Annotated in this window: 26 protein-coding genes; 3 read left to right on the top strand and 23 right to left on the bottom strand. The window is 61.2% G+C overall.

Annotated features, from left to right (window positions below; all coding sequences use genetic code 11):
* Window position 1: 1 nt before the first annotated feature.
* Together J3P95_RS20605 and leuA are read left to right on the top strand one after the other, a co-directional pair.
* Window positions 2-823: a peptidoglycan DD-metalloendopeptidase family protein gene (locus J3P95_RS20605; RefSeq protein ID WP_434558527.1), complete on the top strand. Its 822-nt coding sequence runs from the start codon at window positions 2-4 to the stop codon at window positions 821-823.
* A 357-nt stretch (window positions 824-1,180) separates the two neighbouring features.
* A complete protein-coding gene (gene leuA / locus J3P95_RS20610) occupies window positions 1,181-2,860 on the top strand; it encodes a 2-isopropylmalate synthase (protein ID WP_434558528.1) in 1,680 nt (559 codons plus the stop codon).
* A gap of 87 nt (window positions 2,861-2,947) precedes the next feature.
* On the opposite strand, the gene J3P95_RS20615 is transcribed toward leuA, so the two are convergent.
* From J3P95_RS20615 to trmJ, 22 genes are all read right to left on the bottom strand, one after another.
* Window positions 2,948-3,364 (bottom strand): hypothetical protein, encoded by a 417-nt coding sequence (locus J3P95_RS20615; RefSeq protein WP_186611102.1) that lies wholly within the window; start codon window positions 3,362-3,364, stop codon window positions 2,948-2,950.
* A 64-nt stretch (window positions 3,365-3,428) separates the two neighbouring features.
* The gene (locus J3P95_RS20620) at window positions 3,429-4,223 is read right to left on the bottom strand and encodes an amidohydrolase (RefSeq protein ID WP_434558529.1); all 795 of its coding nucleotides are present in this window, start codon (window positions 4,221-4,223) and stop codon (window positions 3,429-3,431) included.
* Entirely contained in the window at window positions 4,211-5,359 is a 1,149-nt protein-coding gene (locus J3P95_RS20625; RefSeq protein WP_434579876.1) for a pyridoxal phosphate-dependent aminotransferase, read from the bottom strand. Before J3P95_RS20625 ends, J3P95_RS20620 begins: the two co-directional genes overlap by 13 nt.
* Window positions 5,360-5,462: 103 nt before the next feature.
* Complete coding sequence (gene der, locus J3P95_RS20630) at window positions 5,463-6,935, bottom strand: ribosome biogenesis GTPase Der (RefSeq protein ID WP_186611099.1); 1,473 nt, start codon at window positions 6,933-6,935, stop codon at window positions 5,463-5,465.
* Window positions 6,936-7,068: 133 nt separating this feature from the next.
* Window positions 7,069-8,220: an outer membrane protein assembly factor BamB gene (bamB, locus tag J3P95_RS20635; protein WP_434558531.1), complete on the bottom strand. Its 1,152-nt coding sequence runs from the start codon at window positions 8,218-8,220 to the stop codon at window positions 7,069-7,071.
* A complete protein-coding gene (locus J3P95_RS20640) occupies window positions 8,213-8,854 on the bottom strand; it encodes a tetratricopeptide repeat protein (RefSeq protein WP_434558532.1) in 642 nt (213 codons plus the stop codon). The genes bamB and J3P95_RS20640 overlap by 8 nt, the downstream gene beginning before the upstream one ends.
* Before the next feature lie 40 nt (window positions 8,855-8,894).
* The gene (gene hisS / locus J3P95_RS20645; RefSeq protein WP_434558533.1) at window positions 8,895-10,184 is read right to left on the bottom strand and encodes a histidine--tRNA ligase; all 1,290 of its coding nucleotides are present in this window, start codon (window positions 10,182-10,184) and stop codon (window positions 8,895-8,897) included.
* Between the two features lie 22 nt (window positions 10,185-10,206).
* Window positions 10,207-11,316 carry a flavodoxin-dependent (E)-4-hydroxy-3-methylbut-2-enyl-diphosphate synthase gene (gene ispG / locus J3P95_RS20650; RefSeq protein ID WP_434558534.1) on the bottom strand — a complete coding sequence of 370 codons (1,110 nt, stop codon included), beginning with the start codon at window positions 11,314-11,316 and terminating at the stop codon, window positions 10,207-10,209.
* Between the two features lie 3 nt (window positions 11,317-11,319).
* Window positions 11,320-12,351, bottom strand: coding sequence for a RodZ domain-containing protein (locus J3P95_RS20655; RefSeq protein ID WP_434558535.1), 1,032 nt, complete (start codon window positions 12,349-12,351; stop codon window positions 11,320-11,322).
* Window positions 12,351-13,109 (bottom strand): type IV pilus biogenesis/stability protein PilW, encoded by a 759-nt coding sequence (gene pilW / locus J3P95_RS20660; protein WP_434558536.1) that lies wholly within the window; start codon window positions 13,107-13,109, stop codon window positions 12,351-12,353. The genes J3P95_RS20655 and pilW overlap by 1 nt, the downstream gene beginning before the upstream one ends.
* Before the next feature lie 12 nt (window positions 13,110-13,121).
* On the bottom strand, window positions 13,122-14,270 hold the full coding sequence (gene rlmN, locus J3P95_RS20665; protein WP_434558537.1) for a 23S rRNA (adenine(2503)-C(2))-methyltransferase RlmN: 1,149 nt from the start codon (window positions 14,268-14,270) through the stop codon (window positions 13,122-13,124).
* Window positions 14,271-14,298: 28 nt separating this feature from the next.
* Window positions 14,299-14,724: a nucleoside-diphosphate kinase gene (ndk, locus tag J3P95_RS20670; protein WP_042727994.1), complete on the bottom strand. Its 426-nt coding sequence runs from the start codon at window positions 14,722-14,724 to the stop codon at window positions 14,299-14,301.
* 87 nt (window positions 14,725-14,811) lie between these two features.
* On the bottom strand, window positions 14,812-15,012 hold the full coding sequence (gene iscX / locus J3P95_RS20675; protein ID WP_434558538.1) for a Fe-S cluster assembly protein IscX: 201 nt from the start codon (window positions 15,010-15,012) through the stop codon (window positions 14,812-14,814).
* 13 nt (window positions 15,013-15,025) lie between these two features.
* The gene (gene fdx / locus J3P95_RS20680) at window positions 15,026-15,367 is read right to left on the bottom strand and encodes an ISC system 2Fe-2S type ferredoxin (RefSeq protein WP_039592120.1); all 342 of its coding nucleotides are present in this window, start codon (window positions 15,365-15,367) and stop codon (window positions 15,026-15,028) included.
* 3 nt (window positions 15,368-15,370) lie between these two features.
* Window positions 15,371-17,233 carry a Fe-S protein assembly chaperone HscA gene (gene hscA, locus J3P95_RS20685; RefSeq protein ID WP_434579871.1) on the bottom strand — a complete coding sequence of 621 codons (1,863 nt, stop codon included), beginning with the start codon at window positions 17,231-17,233 and terminating at the stop codon, window positions 15,371-15,373.
* 50 nt (window positions 17,234-17,283) lie between these two features.
* Window positions 17,284-17,805 carry a co-chaperone HscB gene (gene hscB, locus J3P95_RS20690; RefSeq protein WP_250964535.1) on the bottom strand — a complete coding sequence of 174 codons (522 nt, stop codon included), beginning with the start codon at window positions 17,803-17,805 and terminating at the stop codon, window positions 17,284-17,286.
* A gap of 8 nt (window positions 17,806-17,813) precedes the next feature.
* A complete protein-coding gene (gene iscA, locus J3P95_RS20695) occupies window positions 17,814-18,137 on the bottom strand; it encodes an iron-sulfur cluster assembly protein IscA (RefSeq protein WP_003185155.1) in 324 nt (107 codons plus the stop codon).
* Between the two features lie 25 nt (window positions 18,138-18,162).
* Window positions 18,163-18,549 carry a Fe-S cluster assembly scaffold IscU gene (iscU, locus tag J3P95_RS20700; protein WP_003185157.1) on the bottom strand — a complete coding sequence of 129 codons (387 nt, stop codon included), beginning with the start codon at window positions 18,547-18,549 and terminating at the stop codon, window positions 18,163-18,165.
* A gap of 43 nt (window positions 18,550-18,592) precedes the next feature.
* A complete protein-coding gene (locus J3P95_RS20705; protein ID WP_434558543.1) occupies window positions 18,593-19,807 on the bottom strand; it encodes an IscS subfamily cysteine desulfurase in 1,215 nt (404 codons plus the stop codon).
* Window positions 19,808-19,857: 50 nt separating this feature from the next.
* On the bottom strand, window positions 19,858-20,349 hold the full coding sequence (gene iscR, locus J3P95_RS20710; RefSeq protein ID WP_434558544.1) for a Fe-S cluster assembly transcriptional regulator IscR: 492 nt from the start codon (window positions 20,347-20,349) through the stop codon (window positions 19,858-19,860).
* Window positions 20,350-20,507: 158 nt separating this feature from the next.
* Complete coding sequence (cysE, locus tag J3P95_RS20715) at window positions 20,508-21,284, bottom strand: serine O-acetyltransferase (RefSeq protein ID WP_186634742.1); 777 nt, start codon at window positions 21,282-21,284, stop codon at window positions 20,508-20,510.
* 1 nt (window position 21,285) lies between these two features.
* Window positions 21,286-22,056: a tRNA (cytosine(32)/uridine(32)-2'-O)-methyltransferase TrmJ gene (gene trmJ, locus J3P95_RS20720; protein WP_186611087.1), complete on the bottom strand. Its 771-nt coding sequence runs from the start codon at window positions 22,054-22,056 to the stop codon at window positions 21,286-21,288.
* A 144-nt stretch (window positions 22,057-22,200) separates the two neighbouring features.
* On the opposite strand from trmJ, the gene suhB reads away from it, so the two are divergent.
* Window positions 22,201-23,019, top strand: coding sequence for a type III secretion system regulator SuhB (suhB, locus tag J3P95_RS20725; RefSeq protein WP_003185165.1), 819 nt, complete (start codon window positions 22,201-22,203; stop codon window positions 23,017-23,019).
* A gap of 252 nt (window positions 23,020-23,271) precedes the next feature.
* On the opposite strand, the gene J3P95_RS20730 is transcribed toward suhB, so the two are convergent.
* A complete protein-coding gene (locus J3P95_RS20730) occupies window positions 23,272-23,820 on the bottom strand; it encodes a glycine zipper 2TM domain-containing protein (protein WP_018607449.1) in 549 nt (182 codons plus the stop codon).
* Window positions 23,821-23,906 lie beyond the last annotated feature (86 nt).

Below are 23,906 nucleotides of genomic sequence, written 5' to 3' on the forward strand. Positions count from 1 at the left end.
CATGCCGAGATTTCTCGCTCCACTGCTTCTGCTGTGCCTGAGCGTCAATGCCCACGCCGACAGCTACATCACTCGCCTGCTGAACAAGCCGGTGCCCGGCGGCGTGGCCGTGGTCGATTTGGGCGCCGCGGCCCAGGCGCCGAAAGCCACGTACCAGGGCAAACCGGTGCTGGTGGTCAAGGAGCAGCAAAACTGGCTGGCGATCGTCGGCATTCCGCTGACGGTCCAGCCCGGTACCCAGCAAATCAGCAGTGGCGGCGCCACCCAGCCCTTCGTGGTCGGCTACAAGAAGTACCCCGAGCAGCACATCACGCTGAAAAACAAACGCCAGGTGAATCCGGAGCCGGCGGACCTTGCGCGGATTAACGCCGAGCTCGCGGTTCAACTGAAGGCCTACCGCAGCTTCAGCCCGAACATTCCCAGCAACCTGTTACTGGACAAACCGGTCAACGGTCCGCTGTCGAGCAAGTTTGGCGTGCGCCGGTTTTTCAACGGCGAGGAACGCAACCCGCATTCCGGCCTGGATTTCGCCGTGCCCGCTGGCACGCCGATCAAGACCCCGGCCGCCGGCAAGGTCATCCTCACCGGCAATTACTTTTTCAATGGCAACACGGTGTTCGTCGACCATGGCCAGGGCTTCATCAGCATGTTCTGCCACATGTCGAAGATTGACGTGAAGATCGGCCAGCAATTGGCGCGAGGGACGGTGGTCGGCAAAGTCGGCGCCACAGGACGGGCAACCGGGCCGCATATGCATTGGAATATCAGCCTGAACGATGCGCGAGTGGACCCGGCGATTTTTATCGGGGCTTTCCAACCCTGAGCCTGATGAGGCCGCCGGTCTCATCTCCATCCGTCCATAATTGCCAGGCTCGAAACATCGACGCAATTGGCGAGACACTTCGCTGAGATACACGCGATTAAATCTCGCACAAGAGCCTTAAAACAGAACTTCTCCCAATTTTTTCCGACTGCTTGCGATCCCCCGCCGGCGCGGTTAGGGTTGAGGGCATGAAAACCTCTCATACCCTCATTCAGCTTCGCCAGCACCGCAGCCTGTGCCTCGTCAGCGCACGACTGCCGGGCTGAATCGCGGCACCTCGTCCCGGCTGAAAAGCCAACCCATTAGAACCACCGGCAGGCCGCCTTTTTCCGGCCACGACAATAAGGATTCCGCCCCATGAGCATGCTCAAAGACCCGTCTTCGAAATACCGCGCCTTCCCGACCATCAACCTGCCGGATCGCACCTGGCCGTCGAAGACCATCACCGCCGCGCCGATCTGGTGCAGCTCCGACCTGCGCGATGGCAACCAGTCGCTGATCGAGCCGATGGACGCTGCCAAGAAGCTGCGCTTCTGGAAAACCTTGGTGGCGGTAGGCGTCAAGGAAATTGAGGCTTCGTTCCCGGCCGCTTCGCAGACGGACTTTGATTTCGTGCGCACCCTCATCGAAGAAGGCCACATCCCGGACGACACCACCATCCAGGTGCTGACCCAGGCCCGTGAAGACCTGATCGCCCGGACCTTCGAATCCCTGCGTGGGGCGAAGAAAGCCATCGTCCACCTGTACAACGCCACCTGCCCGTCGTTCCGCCGCATCGTGTTCAACCAGGACAAGGAAGGTGTGAAGGAAATCGCCGTGAACGCGGCCAAGCTGTTCGTCAAATATGCCGCCCAGCAACCGCAAACCCAGTGGCAGTTCGAATACTCGCCGGAAACCTTCAGCGCCACCGAACTGGAGTTCGCCAAGGAAGTCTGCGACGCAGTGATCGAAGTGTGGAACCCGACGCCCGAGCGCAAGGTGATCCTCAACCTGCCGGCCACCGTGGAAGTCGCCACCCCAAACATCTATGCCGACCAGATCGAGTGGTTCCACCGCAACATCACCCGCCGTGACAGCGTGCTCATCAGCCTGCACACCCACAACGACCGCGGCACTGGCGTGGCCGCCACCGAGCTGGGCCTGATGGCCGGCGCCGACCGCGTCGAAGGCTGCCTGTTTGGCAACGGCGAGCGCACCGGCAACGTCGACCTGGTGACCGTGGCGCTGAACCTGTACACCCAGGGCATCAACCCCGAGCTGGATTTCTCCGACATCGACGGCGTGCGCAAAGTAGTCGAAGAGTGCAACCAGATCCCGGTTCACCCTCGCCATCCGTACGTCGGCGACCTGGTCCACACCGCGTTTTCCGGCTCGCACCAGGACGCAATCCGCAAAGGCTTCGCCCAGCAGAAACCGGACACCCTGTGGGAAGTGCCGTACCTGCCGATCGACCCGGCCGACATCGGGCGCAGCTACGAAGCGGTGATCCGCGTGAACAGCCAGTCGGGCAAAGGCGGCATCGCCTATCTGCTGGAGCAGGAATACGGCATCAGCCTGCCGCGTCGCATGCAGATCGAGTTCAGCCAAGTGGTGCAGCGTGAAACCGACCGCCTGGGCCTGGAAATGACCGCCCAGCAGATCCACGCCCTCCTCCAGCGCGAGTATCTGCAAGCCAACACCCCGTACGCGCTGGTCAGCCATCGCCTGCAGGAAGAAAACGGCAACAGCGCCGTGGAAGTGGAAGTGGCCAGCAAGGGCCAGGGCGAGACCAACCTGCACTGGCGCGGCAAGGGCAACGGCGCGCTGGAAGCCCTGGTGGCCGGGCTGCCGATCCCGGTGGAAATCATGGACTACAACGAACACGCCATCGGCGCCGGTACCAATGCCAAGGCCGCCGCGTATATTGAACTGCGAGTCAACGGCGAGCGTGCGGTGCATGGCGTGGGCATCGATGAAAACATCACCACGGCAAGCTTCAAGGCGCTGTTCAGCGCGCTGAACCGCTCGCTGAGCCAACCGGAAGCCAAAGCGGCCTGATCGGTCGTTGAATAACAAAAAGGCCCCGGGATGTGAATCCCGGGGCCTTTTGTTTGATTTCTGGTTAGCTGTCAGGCCATACAATTATCAGGCATGGGTATCGATCGAAACGGTCATCGCCTGCAAAAGCGCAGCCTGCAAAGTCTGCAAAGTTGCCTGGGTCGCCATGATCTGGGTCTGGATCGCCATGGCTTCCTGGGCTTTCTGCTCCTGGTTGGCCTGGCTTTTTTGAACACGGGCTAACTGGGCTTGCTGGTCGGCGAGCAACTTCTCGGTCCGCTCGATCTGCTTCTTCAGCTGTTCGATGACATTGCTGCCATTGCTGCCGCCAACACCGGCAATGTTCGCGCCGCTGGTGTCGACTTCCAACTTCTTGTCTTTTTCTTCCGCGCTATCAGTCGGTGCTACTGGACTGACCACTTTTTCTTCTTCAGCCCCGCGAATGGACACTTTGGGTGCCGACAGCGGATAAGGGTTTACGGTCGTTGCGCTGATACTGGTCATGGGGACTCCTCCTTGGCTGACCCGTTATCGGCCTGCTACAGCGGTCCTTGAGGGCTGAATCGTTTCAATATACGAATTCGAAGCGATCAGCGTCCAGGTTCGCCGGGAACCGTGTGCGGTACGCCGCCAGGTCCGCCGCGCTCAGGCGAACGCTGAACACGCCGTCGGCCTCGCCGGCGCTGAGGAGTGTCTCGCCCTGGAAGTCCAGCACCTGGCTGTCGCCGGTGTAGGCGAAACCCTTGCCGTCGGTGCCGATACGGTTCACCGCCGCCACATAGCAAAGGTTTTCGATGGCACGGGCCGGCAGCAGCCGATTCCAATGCTGGCGCCGGGCGCCCGGCCAGTTGGCGGTGTACAGCAACAGGTCGGTGTCCTCGGCATCGCGACTCCACGCCGGGAAGCGCAGGTCGTAGCAGATCAGCGGCCGAATCCGCCAGCCCTTGAGCTCGAACAACACCTGCTGATCACCCGGTGTGTAGTGATTGTGTTCACCCGCCATGCGGAACAGATGGCGCTTGTCGTAATGCAGCACTTCGCCGCCCGGTCGCGCCCACAGCAAGCGGTTGCGATGGCTGCCGTCGCTGGCCTGGACGATCACACTGCCGGTGACCACCGCGTCCAGCTTCGCCGCCTGGACCTTGAGCCATTGGCTGGCGGGGCCGTTTTCAGGCTCCGCCAGGGTTTCGGACTCCATGGAAAACCCGGTGGTGAACATTTCCGGCAGGATGATCAGGTCCGCCCCGCGCGACTGTTCGAGCAGCGTCTCGAAATGCTCCAGGTTCGCCTGGCGGTCGTGCCAGGCCAAGGTGGTCTGGATCAAGGCAATGTTCAGGTCCGGCAATGCACTCAAATCACGCATAGTTTTTCCGCCGCTTCGCGCAGCGTCTCCTCGCGTTTGGCAAAGCACAGGCGCACCAGGCGCTGGCCTTGGGGCGGGTTCTGGTAGAAGACGGAAATCGGAATGGTCGCTACGCCATGTTCGCGGGTCATCCAGACGGCCATGTCGACGTCATTCAGGTCCGGGCGAATCTGCGAATAATCCACCAGCTGGAAATAAGTGCCGGCGACCCGCTTGAAGTTGAAGCGCGACGGCGCCAGCAGATCGCAGAACAGGTCGCGCTTGGCCTGATAGAAGTCCGGCAGTTCGTCAACGTGTTCCGGGTGCTCGGCCATGTAGTCGGCCAGGGCGTACTGCAACGGCGTCACGCCGCAGAAGCTGACGTACTGGTGCACTTTGCGCAGCTCCGCAGTCAGGGCCGCTGGCGCCACCACGTAGCCGGTTTTCCAGCCGGTGACGTGATAGGTCTTGCCGAACGAACTGACCACGAAAGCGCGGCGATACAGCTCTTCGTGGGCGAGGACGCTGGCGTGGGGTACGCCGTCGAACACCAGGTGTTCATAGACTTCATCGCTGATCAGGTAAATGTCGCGGTCGCGAATCAGCGCCGCCAACTGGTCCAGCTCGGCGCGGCTGATCAATGCGCCGCTGGGGTTGTGCGGGGTATTGAGGATGATCATGCGCGTACGCGGGCTCAGGGCTTCGCCGAGCTTCTCGAAGTCGATGGCGAAGTCATCCAGGCCCAATTGCACATGCACGCAACGCCCGCCGGCCAACTGCACGGCAGGCTCGTAGCTGTCGTAGGCAGGGTCGAAGACAATCACCTCGTCGCCGCTGTGAACCACCGCCGCGATGGCGCAGAAAATCGCCTGGGTCGCGCCGGGGGTCACGGTGACTTCCTGATCGGCATCGACGGTGGCGCCATAACTGCGGACGATCTTTGCCGCGATCTGCTGCCGCAGCGCTGGCAGGCCAGTCATCGGCGAATATTGGTTATGGCCTTGGGCGATATGCCGGCCAACCGCATCGCGCAGGGCCTGCGGACCATCGAAATCGGGAAACCCTTGAGACAGGTTGAGCGCGCCGGTCTGCGCCGCGAGCTGGGACATCTGGGTGAAAATCGTGATGCCGACATTCGGCAACTTGCTGGTGATCATTGGACGCGCCTTCTGCGAGCTACAAGCTACAAGCTACAAACTACAAGCTACAAGCTGATGCGCACCAAACTTGCAGCTTGTAGCTTGAAACTTGCCGCTGCTTCTATTTCTTATCGCGGCGCTTCTTGTCGGCCTTCTTGTGGTGCGACATCAAGCGGCGCTTCTTGTTGACCTGGCGATCGGTGAGGGTGTTCTTGTTGCCTTCGTACGGGTTCTCGCCGCCCTTGAACTCGATGCGGATCGGCGTGCCGACCAGCTTCAGGACGCGGCGATAGGTATTCTCCAGGTAGCGAACGTACGACTTGGGCACCTTCTCGATCTGGTTACCGTGGATCACGATGATCGGCGGGTTGGCGCCACCCAAGTGGGCGTAGCGCAACTTGATCCGCCGATTGTTGACCATCGGTGGCGCGTGTTCGCCCACCGCATCTTCGAGGATCTGGGTCAGGCGGTTGGTCGGCCAGCGAGTGACCGCCGACTTGAACGAGTTCTGTACCGAAGCGTAGAGGTTGCCCACGCCGGTGCCGTGGAGGGCCGAGATAAAGTGGATGTCGGCGAAGTCGACAAAGAACAGCCGGCGCTGCAATTCGACCTTCACATAATCGCGCTCGCTCGGCGTCATGCCGTCCCACTTGTTGATCGCGATGACCAGCGCACGACCGGCTTCCAGGGCAAAGCCCAGCAGGTTCAAGTCGTGATCGACCACGCCTTCGCGGGCGTCCATTACGAAGATCACCACGTTGGCGTCTTTGATCGCTTGCAGGGTCTTGACCACGGAGAATTTTTCGACTTCTTCGTGGATCTTGCCGCGCTTGCGCACACCGGCGGTGTCGATCAGCGTGTACTTCTCTTCGTTACGTTCGAAGGGAATGTAGATGCTGTCGCGGGTGGTGCCGGGCTGGTCGTAGACGATGACCCGGTCTTCGCCGAGCATGCGGTTGACCAGGGTCGACTTGCCGACGTTAGGGCGGCCGATGATGGCGATTTTGATCCCGTCTTTTTCGCTCGGGCCTGGAATGCGCTTGGCTTCCTCGCCTTCAGCAACGATTTCTTCCTCGCCCTCTTCCGGCTCGTCTGCGTCGTCCTTGGGGAAATCAGCCAGGGCGATTTCCAGCATCTGGGTGATGCCGCGACCGTGGGCGCCGGCGATCGGGATCGCCTGGCCCATGCCCAATGGTGCGAACTCGGCGCGAGCCATGTCCGGGTCGATATTGTCGACCTTGTTGGCAACCACGTAGGAGCGCTTGTTACGTTTGCGCAAGTGCTCGGCGATCATCTGGTCAGCGGCGGTAAAACCAGCCTTGGCGTCTACCAGGAACAGCACCACATCGGCTTCTTCAATGGCGAGCAGCGACTGCTCGGCCATTTTCTCATCCATGCCATGTTCATCACCGGAGATGCCGCCGGTGTCGACCAGAATATAGGTACGCCCTTGCCACTTGGCCTCACCGTATTGGCGATCACGGGTCAGACCGGACAAGTCGCCGACGATGGCGTCGCGAGTCCTGGTCAGGCGGTTGAACAAGGTGGACTTGCCGACGTTCGGTCGGCCCACCAGGGCGATTACGGGAACCATGCGGCTCTCCACTTCGTTATTTCAGAAAATACAAAAGCCGCTGCGAGGCAGCGGCTGGTGCTCGGGGCAGCCCATGGAAGCACTGCAAACCTTGCGAACAAGGCCGCTTGGGGGATTAGCCCCAAGCATAGTCTTACTTGATGGTCAGGGCTTCCAGTTTGCCGCTGTTGCCATACACATAAATCATGTCGCCCACCACCAGCGGACGGGCACGCAGGCCGTCGCTGTCGATGCGCTCGCGGCCGACGAAACGACCGTCCACCTGGCTGAGCAGGTGCAGGTAACCTTCCAGGTCACCCACTGCAACGTAGCTGGAGAACACTTCCGGGGCCGACAGCTGACGGCGGGCCAGGGAATCATTGCTCCACAATGCCGTGGTGGAACGCTCGTCAACGCTTTCGACGGTGCCCGAGGACAGGCTCACATAGACGCTGCCGAAGCCTTGGGCGACACCGGCGTAGCTGGAGGCATCGCGCTGCCACAACACACGGCCGCTTTCCAGGTCCAGCGCCGCAACGCGGCCCTGGTAGCTGGCAACGTAGAGCGTGCCGCCGGACAGCAGCAGGCCACCGTCGATGTCGACCACGCGCTCCAGCTCCGAACGTCCTTGCGGAATGGCTACTCGCTGTTCCCACACCGGTACGCCGTTGGAAATGTCCAGGGCAACGACTTTACCGGTCGACAAACCAGCCACCGCGAGGCGGTTGGTGACAATCGGTGCGCTGGTGCCGCGCAGGGTCAGTACCGCCGGGGTGCTGTCATACAACCAACGTTGGTTGCCGGTGGCGGCATCCAAACCGATCAGACGGTCATCCTGGGTCTGGATCACCACTACGTCACCGTTGGTGGCAGGCGGTGCAAGGACTTCACTGGTCACGCGGGCGCGCCATTTCTCTTCACCACTGCTCGCGTCCAGGGCGACGATCTCACCCTTGAGCGTGCCGATCATCACCAGCCCGTAACCCACGCCAACGGCGCCGGACACAGGCAGTTCAAGATCCTGCTCCCACTTCACGTCACCGTTCATGCGGTCCATCGCCATGATGACGCCCGTGACGTCGCCGGCATAGATGGTGTCGCCGTCGATAGCCGGCACCAGCATGTTGTAGGTTTCGCCCTGGCCGTCACCGATGGAACGGCTCCATTGCTTCTGCAACACGACTTCTTCTTTGAAGTCGGTCAGTTCGGCTGGAGGCAGTTCTTTCTTGCTGTTGCTGCTGCAACCCGCGGCCAGAATGGCCAGGGCCAGCAATGCTGCATGTTTCCAACGGATCACGTCACGCATCCCCTTTAGCCAGGTCGTCCAGCTTGATTTGCAGGCCACCGACCGCGGCTTCATCCGACAGCGCAGCCTTGGCTTTTTGGTAGGCCGCATGGGCCTCATCAGCGCGGCCCAGCTGTACCAGCAGGTCGCCCTTGAGTTCTTCGCGAGTTGCCAGGAACGCCTTGTCGGCGTCGCCGTCGAGCAGCTTCAAGGCGTCTTCAGCCTTGTTCTGCGCCGCCAGCACCTGTGCCAGACGCTGACGCGCCACTTCACCCAGGGTCGGGTTGGCCGGCTTGTCGACGATGGCCTTCAGCTCGGTGGCCGCGTCGTCCAGTTTGCCGCTGTCTACCGCGACCTTGGCCACGAACAGGCTGCCGTACTGGGCGTAGGCGGTGCCGCCGAACTCTTTGTTGAGCTTGCCAGCCAGGTCCGCCACGCGGGCAGCGTCAGGCTTGCCGTCCGGTGTCAGGGTGGTTTCCAGCAGTTGCTGATAGAGCATCGAGGCGCCTTGCGACTGGTTGCCCTGGTATTTCTGGTAGGCCTGCCAGCCGAACACGATGACCAGCGCCAGCAGGCCGCCAGTGAGCAGTGGCTTGCCGTTGCGCGTCCACCAGTCCTTCAAATCCGCCAGCTGTTCATCTTCGCTACTCGACACCCCAATACTCCTTAATCGCTAAATCGGCTGTTTGACAGCTTCAACCCTGCACGACGCAGGTGGCCAGGTGTGCAGCAAGCGCATCCCAGGCAATGCTTTGTTGTTCGCCCTGGCCACGCAGGGGTTTGAAACCTACCACTTGTTGGGCCAGTTCGTCGTCGCCGAGGATCAATGCGTACAACGCACCGCTCTTGTCGGCCTTCTTGAATTGGCTTTTGAAACTGCCGCCGCCGGCATTGATCTGCAGGCGCAGGTTGGGCAATTGGTCGCGGACCCGTTCGCTCAGGGCCAGGGCTGCCAGTTCGGCGGCCTCGCCGAAGGCGCACAGGTAGACGTCAACCTGGCGGGCCAACGCTTCAGGCACCTTGTCCAGTGCTTCAAGCATCAGTACCAGGCGCTCGATGCCCATGGCAAAGCCCACGCCCGGGGTCGGCTTGCCACCCATCTGCTCCACCAGCCCGTCGTAGCGGCCGCCGGCACACACGGTGCCCTGGGCGCCGAGCTTGTCGGTGACCCATTCGAATACGGTCTTGCTGTAGTAATCCAGGCCACGGACCAACTTGGGGTTGATCACGTAGGGAATGCCGACGGCGTCCAGGCGCGCCTTCAGCCCTTCGAAATGCGCACGGGATTCGTCGTCGAGGTAGTCGGCCATTTTCGGCGCGTCGACCAGGATCGCCTGGGTTTCCGGATTCTTGGTGTCCAGTACCCGCAGTGGATTAGTCTTCAGGCGGCGTTGGCTGTCTTCGTCCAGCTTGTCCACGTGCCCGGAAAGAAATTCCACCAACGCTTCGCGATAACGGCCACGGGACTCGCTGGTGCCCAGGCTGTTGAGCTCAAGCTTGACCGCATCGCGCAGCCCCAGCTCCCCCCACAGGCGCCAGGTCATGACGATCAGCTCGGCGTCGATGTCCGGACCTTCCAGGTTGAACACTTCGAGGCCGATTTGGTGGAACTGGCGATAACGGCCTTTTTGCGGACGCTCGTGACGGAACATCGGGCCGACGTACCAGAGTTTCTGCACCTGGCCGCCACCGGTGATGCCGTGTTCGAGCACCGCACGCACGCACGCCGCGGTGCCTTCGGGACGCAGGGTCAGCGAATCGCCGTTGCGGTCGTCGAAGGTGTACATCTCTTTCTCGACGATGTCGGTGACTTCGCCGATGGAGCGCTTGAACAGCTCGGTGAATTCGACGATCGGCATGCGGATCTGCCGGTAACCGTAGTTATCCAGCAAACGCGCCACGGTGCCCTCGAAATAGCGCCACAGGGGCGTCTGCTCGGGCAGGATGTCGTTCATGCCACGAATGGCTTGCAGAGACTTGCTCACATGTATTCCTTAATCTTTCGACTTAACCGCGCGCGATGACCGCTGCGTCGGCTTCGACCTTTTCGGCCGCTTTCTGGCGGATCAGCCGTTCCAGCTCATCCACCAGATTGTCATTCGTCAGTTTCTGCGACGGCTTGCCGTCGATGTAAATCAGGTTCGGCGTACCGCCAGTCAGGCCGATATGGGCCTCCTTGGCTTCGCCCGGCCCGTTGACCACGCAGCCGATCACCGCGACATCCAGCGGCACCAGCAAGTCTTCAAGGCGCCCTTCCAGCTCGTTCATGGTCTTGACCACATCGAAGTTCTGCCGTGAGCAGCTCGGGCAGGCGATGAAGTTGATACCGCGGGAACGCAGGTGCAAGGATTTGAGAATGTCGTAGCCGACTTTCACTTCCTCGACCGGGTCCGCCGCCAGCGAGATGCGGATGGTATCGCCAATCCCTTCGGCGAGCAGCATACCGAGGCCGACGGCAGATTTCACCGTACCCGAACGCAACCCACCGGCTTCAGTGATGCCCAGGTGCAGCGGCTGGACGATTTCCTTGGCCAGCAGGCGGTAGGCTTCGACGGCCATGAACACATCGGACGCCTTCACGCTGACCTTGAAGTCCGGGAAATTCAGGCGTTCCAGGTGCTCGACGTGACGCAGGGCCGACTCAACCAGCGCGGCCGGGGTCGGTTCGCCGTATTTCTTCTGCAGGTCTTTTTCCAGGGAACCGGCGTTGACGCCGATGCGGATCGGAATGCCGCGATCACGGGCGGCATCCACCACCGCGCGCACGCGGTCTTCGCGACCGATGTTGCCCGGGTTGATGCGCAGGCAGTCGACGCCCAGCTCGGCCACGCGCAAAGCGATGCGGTAATCGAAATGAATGTCGGCTACCAGCGGGACCTTGACCAGCTGCTTGATCTTGCCGAACGCCTCGGCGGCGTCCATGTCCGGCACCGAAACCCGCACGATGTCGACACCGGCGGCTTCCAGGCGATTGATCTGCGCAACCGTGGCGGCTACGTCGTTGGTGTCGCTGTTGGTCATGCTCTGCACAGCGATTGGCGCATCGCCGCCCACGGGCACGTTACCGACCCAGATCTTCCGGGATTCGCGACGTTTGATTGGAGATTCGCCGTGCATGACTTATTGACCCAACTTCAGGCGAGCGGTCTCGCCACTGGTGAACGGAGCCACGTCGACCGGTTGGCCGTTGTAGCTGACCTGCGCGCCACGGGCATAGCCCAGGCGTATGGCAAACGGAGGCTTGCCGTTGATGGCGGTGGTGTCGCCCTTGCGCTTGAGACCACTGAACAGCACCTTGCCGTTGCCGTCGGTGACTTGCGTCCAGCAGTCGGCGGTGAACTGGATCTGTACCTGACCGTCACCCGGGGCCGGAGCCGCCGCGGTTGCCGGAGCCGCCGGGGTAGCGGGAGCCGTCGGCGTAGCCACGGTTGGCGCTGGCGCGGCCGGCGTCGGGGCCGGAGCTGCCGACGCGGTGCCGGCGTGGGCGGGAGCCGTCGGTGCGGCAGGCGCAGGAGTCGGGGGGGCAACCGATGGAGCGGTCGGCGCGGCGCCCGCTGCAGCATCGGCCTCGGTGCCATCCTGGCCCTGAGGCAACGCCAGGGCGGTTTCGCCTTCGGTTTGCGCCTCAACGACAGCCTGGTCTTCCGGCTCGTCCAACGGATGGATCTGGGTGGTGCCGTCGGCACCTTCGACTTCAACGTGTTCAGGGTTCATGGCGACCGGTTCCTTGGTGCGCAAGGACGCCTGGTCCTGCCACCAGACGAAACCGCCACCGATCACCGCGATCAGCAGCAACAGGCTGACGATTCGCAAAATGGTGTGGGAAACACGCACCGGCTCTTCGATACGACCCAGGCTGTGCACGCTGCTGCCCTGGGCGTCGGAACCGGTGTATTGATCGAATTGCTGGACCAGCACGGTCTGGTCCATGCCGAGTAATTTGGCATAGGCGCGGATGTAGCCCCGGGCAAAGGTGTGCCCAGGCAATTTGTCGAACGCGCCAGCTTCCAGATTGCCCAGGGAAGTCACGGTGAGATTGAGCTTGAGGGCCACTTCGGCCAGCGACCAACCATTGCTTTCGCGGGCTTGACGCAGGGTCTCACCGGGATTTACGCGAGTCGCTGCTACAACTTCGGGATGCGCCGCTTTCATCATTGCTCCGACAGGTATTGCTGATATTCCGGCGTACCGGGATAGAGTCTTTTGAGTTGCAGGCCATAGCTTGCGGCCTTGTCACGGTCTTCGAACACATGTGCCAGCCGAACGCCGAGCAATAGACTACGTGCATTTTGCTCGCTCAGCAGGCTAAAACGCTCGTAATAGTCACGCGCGGGCACATAATGCCTGTCTTCGTAAGACAACTCAGCCATTTCCAGCAATGCGCGCGGCTGCTGGCGGTTGAGTCGCAGTGCCTTTTCAAGCTGCTGGCGGGCCAGGTCGCGCTGGCCAAGTTTCGCGGCGGTCATGCCAAGGTTTTCAAAAACCCGTGAACGTTCGGGATAAAGGGTATCGGCGGCCGCTTGCTCGAAGCGTTCGTAGGCCTCTTTGTAACGGGCCTGCTCGTAAAGGAAGCTGCCGTAGTTGTTCAGGAACCGGGCATCTTGCGGCCGGGCCGACAGCGCATTGCGAAAATGCTCATCGGCCAGTTCCGGCTCCATCTCCGCCTGGAACACCAGCGCCAGCGCCGCGTTGGCATCGGCATCGCTGCCGTCCAGCTCCAGGGCTTTCTTGAGAGGCACCTTGGCCCGCTCGGTCATGCCCTGCTGCAAATAGCCGATGCCCAACTGCACATAGGCTTCGCGCGCTTCGTCGCGGCCTTTGCTGGTCTTCATCGGGTTGTAGTCACCCGACAGCACACAACCGGAACAAAGGCCGGCCAACAGCAACAGCAGCGCAAAGCGCAGGGACATAGAGTTCCTCTCTTAGTGACTGTTCGCAGCGGTTTGCACTGCATCGTCGGCGGCGTTCAATTCGCGCACGGCAATGTAGCGTTCGCTGCGACGGGTGCGATCCAGCACCTGTCCTACCAACTGGCCACACGCGGCGTCGATGTCTTCGCCGCGGGTGGTGCGCACGGTGACGTTGAAGCCAGCGTGGTGAAGCTGATCCTGGAAGCGACGAATCGCATTATTGCTCGGGCGCTCGTAGCCGGAATGCGGGAACGGGTTGAACGGGATCAGGTTGATCTTGCAGGGGATGTTCTTGAGCAGCTCGATCATCTCGACGGCGTGTTCAACCTTGTCGTTCACGTCCTTGAGCAAGGTGTACTCGATGGTCAGCACGCGTTTTTCGCCCAGGGACGACATGTAGCGCTGACACGACTCGAGCAGCATCTTAAGCGGATACTTCTTGTTGATCGGTACCAATTGGTTACGCAATGCGTCATTGGGTGCGTGCAGCGACAGCGCCAGGGAAACGTCGATGTGCTTGGCCAGCTCGTCGATCATCGGCACCACGCCGGAGGTGGACAGGGTCACGCGGCGCTTGGAGATGCCGTAGCCCAGGTCATCCATCATCAGGTGCATGGCGGCCACGACGTTGTCGAAGTTCAGCAGCGGCTCACCCATGCCCATCATCACCACGTTGGTGATGGCACGGTCGACGGTTGCCGGGACGCTGCCAAAGGATTTGTTGGCAATCCACACCTGGCCGATCACTTCGGCGGCGGTGAGGTTGCTATTGAAGCCTTGCTTGCCGGTGGAGCAGAAACTGCAATCCAGGGCACAGCCTGCCTGGGACGAAACGCACAAGGTGCCGCGCTTGCCCTGGGGAATGTAGACGGTCTCGACGCAGCTACCGGACGCCACACGCACCACCCACTTACGGGTGCCGTCGCTGGAGATGTCCTCGCTGACCACTTCCGGACCGCGAATTTCAGCAACAGCCTTGAGCTTTTCGCGCAAGGCCTTGCTGACATTCGTCATGGCGTCGAAGTCGTCGACGCCAAAGTGGTGAATCCATTTCATCACCTGGCCGGCACGGAAACGCTTCTCCCCGATCGAGTCGAAGAATTTCTCCATTTCCGGCTGGGTCAGGCCCAACAGGTTGGTTTTGCCGTTCGATGTAGTCATGGATTCACCTTCACTCAAAAGCCTGGGCTTAGCGAGTGGTTACTTCAGTAGCGGAGAAAAAGTAAGCGATTTCGCGAGCAGCGGCGGCTTCGGAGTCCGAACCGTGGACGGCGTTGGCGTCGATCGATTCAGCGAAGTCAGCGCGGATGGTGCCGGCAGCGGCTTCTTTAGGGTTGGTAGCGCCCATCAGCTCACGGTTGCGAGCGATGGCGTTTTCGCCTTCCAGCACCTGAACGACAACCGGACCGGAAGTCATGAAGGCTACCAGTTCACCGAAGAAACCGCGCTCGCTGTGCTCAGCGTAGAAGCCTTCGGCTTCGGCTTTGGACAGCTGCTTCATTTTCGAAGCTACAACGCGCAGGCCAGCGTCTTCGAAACGGGTAACGATCTTGCCGATCACGTTTTTAGCAACGGCGTCAGGCTTGATAATGGAGAAAGTACGTTGAACAGCCATGGTGTAACTCCAGAAACGGTAATTTACGAAAAATTAAACCCGCGAATTATACGCGGGTTCTTAGGTATTGCCTAACCTGCGAGGCGATCAGTCCAATTCCGCGGCCCAGAGCTCCTGGACCGCTTCCAACACCTTCTCGCCGACTCGGCCAGAAGTGGGATCGAAGTCCGGCAGCTCCAGGATCATCTGCTGCAGACGGACGAAACCTACAGAGTACGGATCGAGACCCTCGTGGGCCTCGGCCAATTCTTCCGCGATGCGTTGTACGTCATTCCAACCATAGCTCATGACAGTCTCACCATCAGTGCGGCGCTTCAGCCGCATGGTTAAGCGAATATTTCGGGATTTCGACGGTCAGGTCTTCAGTGCCGACGATTGCCTGGCAGCTCAGACGCGATTGTGCCTCCAGCCCCCAGGCCCGATCGAGGAAGTCTTCTTCCAACTCGTCTGCCTCTTCCAGCGAATCGAAGCCCTCACGAATGATGCAATGGCACGTCGTGCAAGCACAGACGCCACCACAGGCACTCTCGATCTCGATATGGTGCTCATGGGCCAGCTCGAGAATGGAAATCCCGGGCTCGGCCTCCACGACCATGCCCTCAGGACAGAACTTCTCGTGGGGCAGAAAAATCACCTGCGGCATCAGTTATTCCTCGATTTCATTCAGGTTGCGCCCCGCCAGGGCGGCTTTCACCGTCGAGTCCAGGCGGCGGGCAGCAAAGGCATCGGTGACTTGCGACAGACGCTTGGTCTGCTGCTCGATGGCATAACCATCGGTGCCCTTGAGCAATTCGGACAGCTCCTGCACTTGCAGCTCGATGACCATGCGCTCCTCAGCGTCGAGCAGGCGGTCACCGTCGGCTTCAAGGGCGGCTTGCACGGCTTCGATCAGACGCTGGGCGTCGACTTGTTGCTCACGCAGCACGCGCGCGACCTTGTCGTCGCTGGCGTGCTGGAAGGAATCCTTGAGCATCTTGGCGATTTCGCCGTCGGTCAGGCCGTAGGACGGCTTGACCTGGATGCTCGCTTCGACGCCCGAACCCAGTTCGCGGGCAGAGACGTTGAGCAAACCGTCGGCATCGACCTGGAAGGTCACGCGGATCTTCGCCGCACCAGCAACCATCGCCGGGATGCCGCGCAGTTCGAAGCGGGCCAGGGAACGGCAGTCGCTGATCAGCTCACGCTCGCCTTGCAGCACGTGGATCATCATGGCCGACTGGCCGTCTTTATAAGTAGTGAAGTCTTGGGCGCGGGCGACGGGGATGGTGGTGTTGCGCGGGATCACCTTCTCCATCAGGCCACCCATGGTTTCCAGGCCCAGGGACAGCGGAATCACATCGAGCAGCAGCAGTTCGCCGCCTTCGCGCTTGTTGCCGGCCAAGGTGTCAGCCTGGATCGCGGCGCCGATGGCGACCACCTGATCCGGGTCGATTTCGGTCAGCGGCTGGCGGCCAAAGGCTTCGGCGACGGCTTCGCGAACCCGAGGCACGCGGGTCGAACCGCCGACCATGACCACTGCCTTCACCTCTTCAAGCTCAACGCCGGAATCACGCACGGCACGGCGGCAGGCCTTGAGGCTGCGGGCGACCATGGGCTCGATCAGGGCATCGAAGGTTTCGCGGGTCAGGGAGGCTTTCCACTCGCCATAAGCGACTTCAACGGAGACGGCGTCGGTCAGGGCTTCCTTGGCGGCGCAGGCGGCTTGCAGCAGATGGCGTTGCGCACCCGGGTCGAGGTCGGCGCAGAGGCCCGCTTGCTCGATAATCCAGCCGGCAATGGCGTGGTCGAAGTCATCGCCGCCCAGGGCACTGTCGCCGCCGGTGGCCAGGACTTCGAAAACACCGCCCGTCAGGCGCAGGATAGAGATATCAAAAGTACCGCCGCCCAAGTCGTAGATGGCAACGAGGCCTTCGGCATGCTGGTCCAGGCCGTAGGCAACCGCCGCGGCGGTCGGCTCGTTGAGCAGGCGCAACACATTAAGGCCCGCGAGCTTGGCCGCATCCTTGGTGGCTTGGCGCTGGGAATCATCGAAATAGGCTGGAACAGTGATGACCGCACCCACCAGTTCACCGCCCAGCGCCGCTTCGGCACGCTGGCGCAGGACCTTGAGGATGTCGGCGGACACTTCAACCGGGCTTTTCGGGCCCTGTACGGTTTCGATGAACGGCATGTGGGATTCGCCACCGACAAAGCGGTACGGCAGCTGATCGCCCAATTGCTTGACGTCGGACAAACCACGACCCATCAGGCGCTTGACCGATACGATGGTATTGAATGGATCAGTGGCGGCGGCCAGCTTGGCCGACTCGCCCACTTCGACACGATCGGCGTGGTAGCGCACGGCGGACGGCAGGATTACCCGCCCCTGCTCGTCGGCCAGCGGTTCGGAGAGACCGCTGCGCAAGGCAGCGACCAGGGAGTTGGTGGTACCCAAGTCGATCCCCACAGCCAGGCGACGCTGGTGCGGTTGTGGACTTTGGCCGGGTTCGGCGATCTGCAGTAGGGCCATCGTAATCAGGACTTATCTGTAATCAGGCGTGCGACCGGAGCGGCACTGGGTTAATCGTCGAGGCGCTCTTCTAGCTGGCGCACTTCGTAGGTGAGCTTGTCGAGGAACTGCATGCGCCGCATCAGGCGTTCGGCCTGTTCGCGTTGCGCGGCATCGTTCCAGCAGGCTGCGAAGCTGTCGTTCAGTGTTTGCTGGGCGTCTTTCAAGCGACGCTTGAATACCGCGACACCGGCCAGGTCGGCGCTGTCCTGCAGGTCTTCGAGCTCCTCACGCCATTGCATCTGCTGCAACAGGAACTCGGGATCGTGGACCGTGACCTCCAGCGGCAACTCATGGCCGCTGATGGCGAGCAGGTAACGCGCGCGCTTGGCCGGGTGCTTGAGCGTCTGGTAAGCCTCGTTGAGGTTCGCCGACTGCTCGAGCGCCCGCCGCTGCTCCGCCTCGGAGGCATCGGCAAAGCGGTCGGGATGGACGCCACGGGCCAATTCAAGATAACGCGCGGACAACTGCTCGAGATCCAGCTGGAACGCAGGCTGCATCTGGAACAACGCAAAGTGACAAGGAGTACCCACAAGCTGCCTCAGATGTTGAAGCTTTCGCCGCAGCCACATTCACCGCGCACGTTGGGGTTGTTGAACTTGAAGCCTTCGTTCAACCCTTCCTTGACGAAATCCAGCTCGGTGCCGTCCAGGTACGTCAGGCTCTTCGGGTCGATGATCACTTTCTGACCATGACTTTCGAACACCTGGTCGTCTTCACCGACTTCGTCGACGAATTCCAGTACATAGGCGAGGCCAGAACAGCCCGTGGTGCGAACACCCAGGCGGATACCCTCGCCCTTGCCGCGCCCCGCAAGTGAGCGCTGGATATGGTTAGCTGCCGCTTCTGTCATCTGGATAGCCATGGAAAACTCCTTACCGTAACGCGGGTCAGATCAAGCCTTTCTTCTGCTTGTAATCGCGAACGGCAGCCTTGATGGCGTCTTCGGCGAGTACCGAGCAGTGGATCTTCACTGGCGGCAGGGCCAGCTCTTCGGCCAGCTGGGTGTTCTTGATGGTTTCGGCTTCATCGAGGGTCTTGCCCTTCATCCACTCAGTGGCCAGGGAGCTGGACGCGATGGCCGAGCCGCAGCCGTAGGTCTTGAACTTGGCGTCTTCGATGATGCCTTGCTCGTTGACCTTGATCTGCAGGCGCATGACGTCGCCGCACGCCGGGGCGCCGACCATGCCGGTGCCGACGTCAGGATCCTGCGCGTCCATCTTGCCGACGTTGCGCGGGTTCTCGTAGTGGTCGATGACCTTTTCGCTATATGCCATTTGCTTTAATCCTCATCAGTGGAGCCGCTCTGGTGGCGACTTCTCAGTGCGCCGCCCATTCGATTTTCGAAATGTCGACGCCGTCTTTGTACATATCCCACAGCGGCGACAGAGCGCGCAGCTTGGTAACGGCCTCGCAGACTTTCTGCGCGGCGTAATCGATTTCTTCTTCGGTGGTGAAGCGGCCGAAGGTGAAGCGGATCGAGCTGTGCGCCAGTTCGTCGTTGCGGCCCAGGGCGCGCAGTACATACGAAGGTTCCAGCGACGCCGAGGTGCACGCCGAACCGGACGACACGGCCAGGTCCTTGAGTGCCATGATCAGCGACTCGCCTTCAACGTAGTTGAAGCTCAGGTTCAGGTTGTGCGGTACGCGGGCGGTCATGCTGCCGTTGACGTAGAGCTCCTCGAGGTGCTCGACCTGCTTGAAGAAACGGTCGCTCAGGGCCTTGATGCGCACGTTCTCGGCAGCCATGTCTTCCTTGGCCACGCGGAAGGCTTCGCCCATGCCGACGATCTGGTGGGTCGCCAGGGTGCCCGAACGCATGCCGCGTTCGTGACCGCCGCCGTGCATGGTCGCTTCGATGCGAACACGCGGCTTGCGGCTCACGTACAGCGCGCCGATGCCTTTAGGGCCGTAGGTCTTGTGGGCGGAGAACGACATCAGGTCGACTTTCAGCTTCGACAGGTCGATGTCGACCTTGCCGGTAGACTGCGCGCCGTCGACATGGAACAGGACGCCCTTGGAGCGTGTCAGTTCGCCGATGGCAGCGATGTCGTTAACGGTGCCGATTTCGTTGTTCACGTGCATGATCGACACCAGGATGGTGTCGTCGCGCAGTGCAGCTTCGATCATGGCCGGGGTGATGATGCCGTCTTCGCCTGGCTCGAGGTAGGTGACTTCGAAGCCTTCACGCTCCAGTTGGCGCATGGTGTCCAGGACAGCCTTGTGCTCGATCTTGGAGGTGATCAGGTGCTTGCCCTTGGTGTGGTAGAAATGCGCGACACCCTTGATAGCCAGGTTGTCGGATTCGGTAGCACCAGAGGTCCAGACGATCTCACGCGGGTCGGCATTGACCAGGTCAGCGACCTGGCGGCGGGCATTTTCGACCGACTCTTCGGCTTTCCAGCCGAACACGTGGGAGCGCGAGGCCGGGTTACCGAAGTTTCCGTCGACCAGCAGGCATTCACTCATCTTTTGCGCGACACGCGGGTCAACCGGGGTGGTCGCAGAGTAATCAAGGTAAATCGGCAATTTCATGGACTCTCTCCTAAATCAGGCTGGCTGGCGTTCCGCGTGCTCTGCGGCAGTCATTCGACGGCGGACGCTTCAATCTTGTCCAGGCGCGGCGCCTTGCTGTTGCAACGGCGCTGGTCCTGACGCTGGGCTACTTCTTGCACCTCACGGCGAGTCACAAGGTCGGCCAAGCTGATACCGCTCAGAAATTCGTGGATCTGCAGGCTCAAGTCGCACCACAGATGATGGGTCAGGCAAGTATCGCCGCCATGGCAATCGCCCAGCCCCTGGCATTTGGTCGCATCGACCGATTCGTTCACGGCATCGATCACCTGGGCGACCTGAATGCCTTGCATCTCCCGCGACAGCTGATAGCCGCCACCGGGGCCACGAACGCTGGAAACCAGGTTGCTGCGGCGCAGCTTGGCAAACAGCTGTTCAAGGTAAGACAGGGAAATGCCCTGGCGCTCGGAGATATCGGCCAGGGACACCGGCCCGTGCTGCGCGTGCAATGCCAGATCCAGCATCGCGGTCACGGCGTATCGGCCTTTTGTAGTCAGTCGCATGGACAATTACCACGGAGTTCGGAATGGGGGCGAGTATGCAATTCCCGAGTATTTAAGTCAAGTATAAGACCTAGTGATTTACTCGGGATTACCCGCAAAACAGCGCGCGCATCATAGCAAAGGCCGGCCTGCGGCGACCAGCTTTCACCGCGACGAGATCAGCTGGCGCGGGTTTCGTCCTTGTCCTTCACGCAGGCGAAATCTTCTTCGCGCAGTTCGGGCAGGTCCTTGGCACAATAATTACTACCGAGGTCCTTGAGGGCGCCGCACATCCCCTCCAGGCGCCCGTCCACCGCTTGCAGGTGATCGAGCAACTGATTGATGGCGCGAGCCACCGGGTCGGGCATGTCTTCGCCAACACCGTAGGCGTCGAAACCGATCTTCTCGGCCATGGCTTTGCGCCGGGCGTCCTGCTCCTCGTCCGACTTGACGATGATCCGACCTGGAATGCCGACCACGGTCGCGCCGGGGGGCACGGCCTTGGTCACCACCGCGTTGGAGCCGACTTTCGCCCCCGCGCCCACCGTGAACGGCCCGAGCACCTTGGCCCCGGCACCGACGACGACGCCGTCTTCCAGCGTCGGGTGTCGCTTGCCTTTGTTCCAGCTGGTGCCGCCGAGGGTCACGCCCTGGTACAGCGTGACATCGTCGCCAATCTCCGCCGTTTCGCCGATGACGATGCCCATGCCGTGGTCGATGAAGAACCGGCGGCCGACCTTGGCGCCCGGATGGATCTCGATGCCGGTCAACCAGCGCCCGAAGTTCGAGACCAGCCGCGCCAACCATTTCCAACCCATGTTCCACAAGGCGCCGGACAAGCGATGGATCCAGATGGCGTGCATGCCCGGGTAGCAGGTCAGCACTTCAAAAGCATTGCGCGCCGCTGGGTCACGATGGAAAACGCTCTGGATATCTTCACGCAAACGTTCGAACATTTTATTCCTTCCGCTTAATCAGCTCGCCACGGGCCGCTTTCTGGGTTTCCGTGAGGATGCCGCGCAATATATTCATTTCCGCTCGGCTCACCGAGCTTCGTCCGTACAACCGACGCAGGCGCGCCATCAAATGCCGAGGCTTGTCCGGGTCGAGGAATTCGATATCCACCAGGGTCTGCTCCAGGTGCTCATAGAACCGCTCCAACTCGTCCATGGTCGCCAGTGTCTCACTGCGCGGCGACGTCGCCTCGTATTTTTCCACCTTGCTCGGCTGGCCTTCGGCTTTCAGCCAGGCCATGCGCACTTCATAGCTCAACACCTGCACCGCCGCCCCGAGGTTCAGCGAGCTGAATTCGGGGTCGGAGGGGATATGCACGTGAAAGTGACATCGCTGCAGCTCTTCATTGGTCAGGCCGGAATCTTCACGGCCAAACACCAGCGCGATTTCAGCGCCCTGGGCGGCTTCCTCGACCACTTTGGTGCCGCACTCGCGAGGGTCGAGCAGCGGCCAGGGGATGCGGCGATCACGGGCGCTGGTGCCGAGCACCAGGTTGCACCCTACAAGGGCATCTTCCAACGTGGCGACGACCTGGGCATTGGCCAGGACATCACCGGCGCCGGACGCCCGGGCATCGGCTTCGTGATGGGGAAACGAGCGAGGCTCGACCAGCACCAGCCGCGACAGGCCCATGTTCTTCATGGCCCGCGCAGCTCCGCCGATGTTCCCCGGATGGCTGGTATTGACCAGGACGACACGAATGTTCTGCAACAAGGGAGGCGCTCTCGAACACTTAAAAGGGAGCAAATCTTACCTAAGCACCTACCGTTAAGCTATGAAAGCGAACACCAACCTTCTCCTGAGAAAACTTTCTGATAGAATGCGCGGCTTTCTTTAACAACCTTAGGTGACACATCCATGCAGCCCATGCTGAATATCGCGCTGCGCGCCGCCCGCAGCGCCAGTGAACTGATCTTCCGCTCCATCGAGCGCCTGGATACCATCAAGGTCGATGAAAAAGACGCCAAGGACTACGTGTCCGAGGTTGATCGCGCCGCCGAACAGAAGATCGTCGACGCCCTGCGCAAGGCTTACCCCAACCACTCCATCCTCGGTGAAGAGACCGGCATGCACGCCGGCACTGGCATCGAAGGCGAAGAGTACCTGTGGATCATCGATCCGCTGGACGGCACCACCAACTTCCTGCGCGGCATTCCTCACTTCGCTGTCAGCATCGCCTGCAAATACCGTGGTCGCCTGGAACACGCCGTCGTGCTGGACCCGGTTCGCCAGGAAGAATTCACCGCCAGCCGTGGTCGCGGCGCCCAACTGAACGGTCGTCGCCTGCGGGTCAGCGGCCGCACCAGCCTGGACGGCGCCCTGCTGGGTACCGGTTTCCCGTTCCGTGACGACCAGATGGACAACCTGGACAACTACCTGGGCATGTTCCGCGCCCTGGTCGGCCAAACCGCCGGCATCCGCCGCGCCGGTGCCGCGAGCCTTGACCTGGCTTACGTCGCTGCCGGTCGTTTCGATGCATTCTGGGAATCGGGCCTGTCCGAGTGGGACATGGCGGCAGGCGCCCTGCTGATCCAGGAAGCCGGCGGCTTGGTGAGCGACTTCACCGGCGGTCACGACTTCCTTGAAAAAGGCCACATCGTTGCCGGCAACACCAAATGCTTCAAGGCCGTGCTGACGGCTATCCAGCCGCACTTGCCGGCTTCGTTGAAGCGCTAAGCAGTTCAGCTATAAAAAAAGCACTCTTCGGAGTGCTTTTTTTATGCATGCGTTTCACACCAAATACCCCTGTGGCGAGGAGATTTATCCCCGCTGGGCTGCGCAGCGGCCCCAGAAATTTTGCGATCGCTGCGCAACCGAGCGGGAGCAAGCTCCCTCGCCACGATGAATTTACGCCTGGATATAGGGGCGAGGCATAAAAATCGGGCGAAAAAAAAAGCACCCGGAGGGTGCTTTTTCATAGCGGTTGGATCACTGAGCCGGTTCGTTCTGACCCAGGATCAGCTGGCCTTCCTTGCTGACCGGGATCTGGTTGCCCGGGTCGCGGTCCATGCGGACTTTGCCTTCCTTGCCGTCGAGCATGTAGCGAACGTCGTAGCCTACAACCTTGTCGCTGATGTCATTGACGGTGTTGCAGCGAGTTTGGGTGGTGGTGTAGGTGTCGCGCTCCTGCATGCCTTCCTGAATCTTGTTACCGGCATAACCGCCGCCGGCCGCACCCGCCACGGTGGCGATTTTCTTGCCGTTGCCGCCACCGATCTGGTTGCCCAACAGGCCTCCGGCCACCGCGCCCAGCACGGTGCCGGCGATCTGGTGTTGATCCTGGACCGGCTTCTGCCGAGTCACGGTGACGTCCTTGCACACTTCACGCGGGGTCTTGATTTGGGTCTTGACCGGTTCCACGGCCAGTACTTGCGCATACTCGGGGCCACTCTTTACCAAGCTGTAGGTCGCGACCGCACCACCGGCAGTCACACCGACAGCACCCAATACCGCACCAACCAGCATCGATTTGTTCACTTGAACCTCCAGGCCATCACATGCGGATTAATCCGCGCTTCTCCCAGCCTTGGAGCACAAAAAAAGGCGCGAGTTCAACTCGCGCC

The organism is Pseudomonas sp. Z5-35, assembly GCF_051131945.1.
Lineage (GTDB): Bacteria > Pseudomonadota > Gammaproteobacteria > Pseudomonadales > Pseudomonadaceae > Aquipseudomonas > Aquipseudomonas marvdashtae.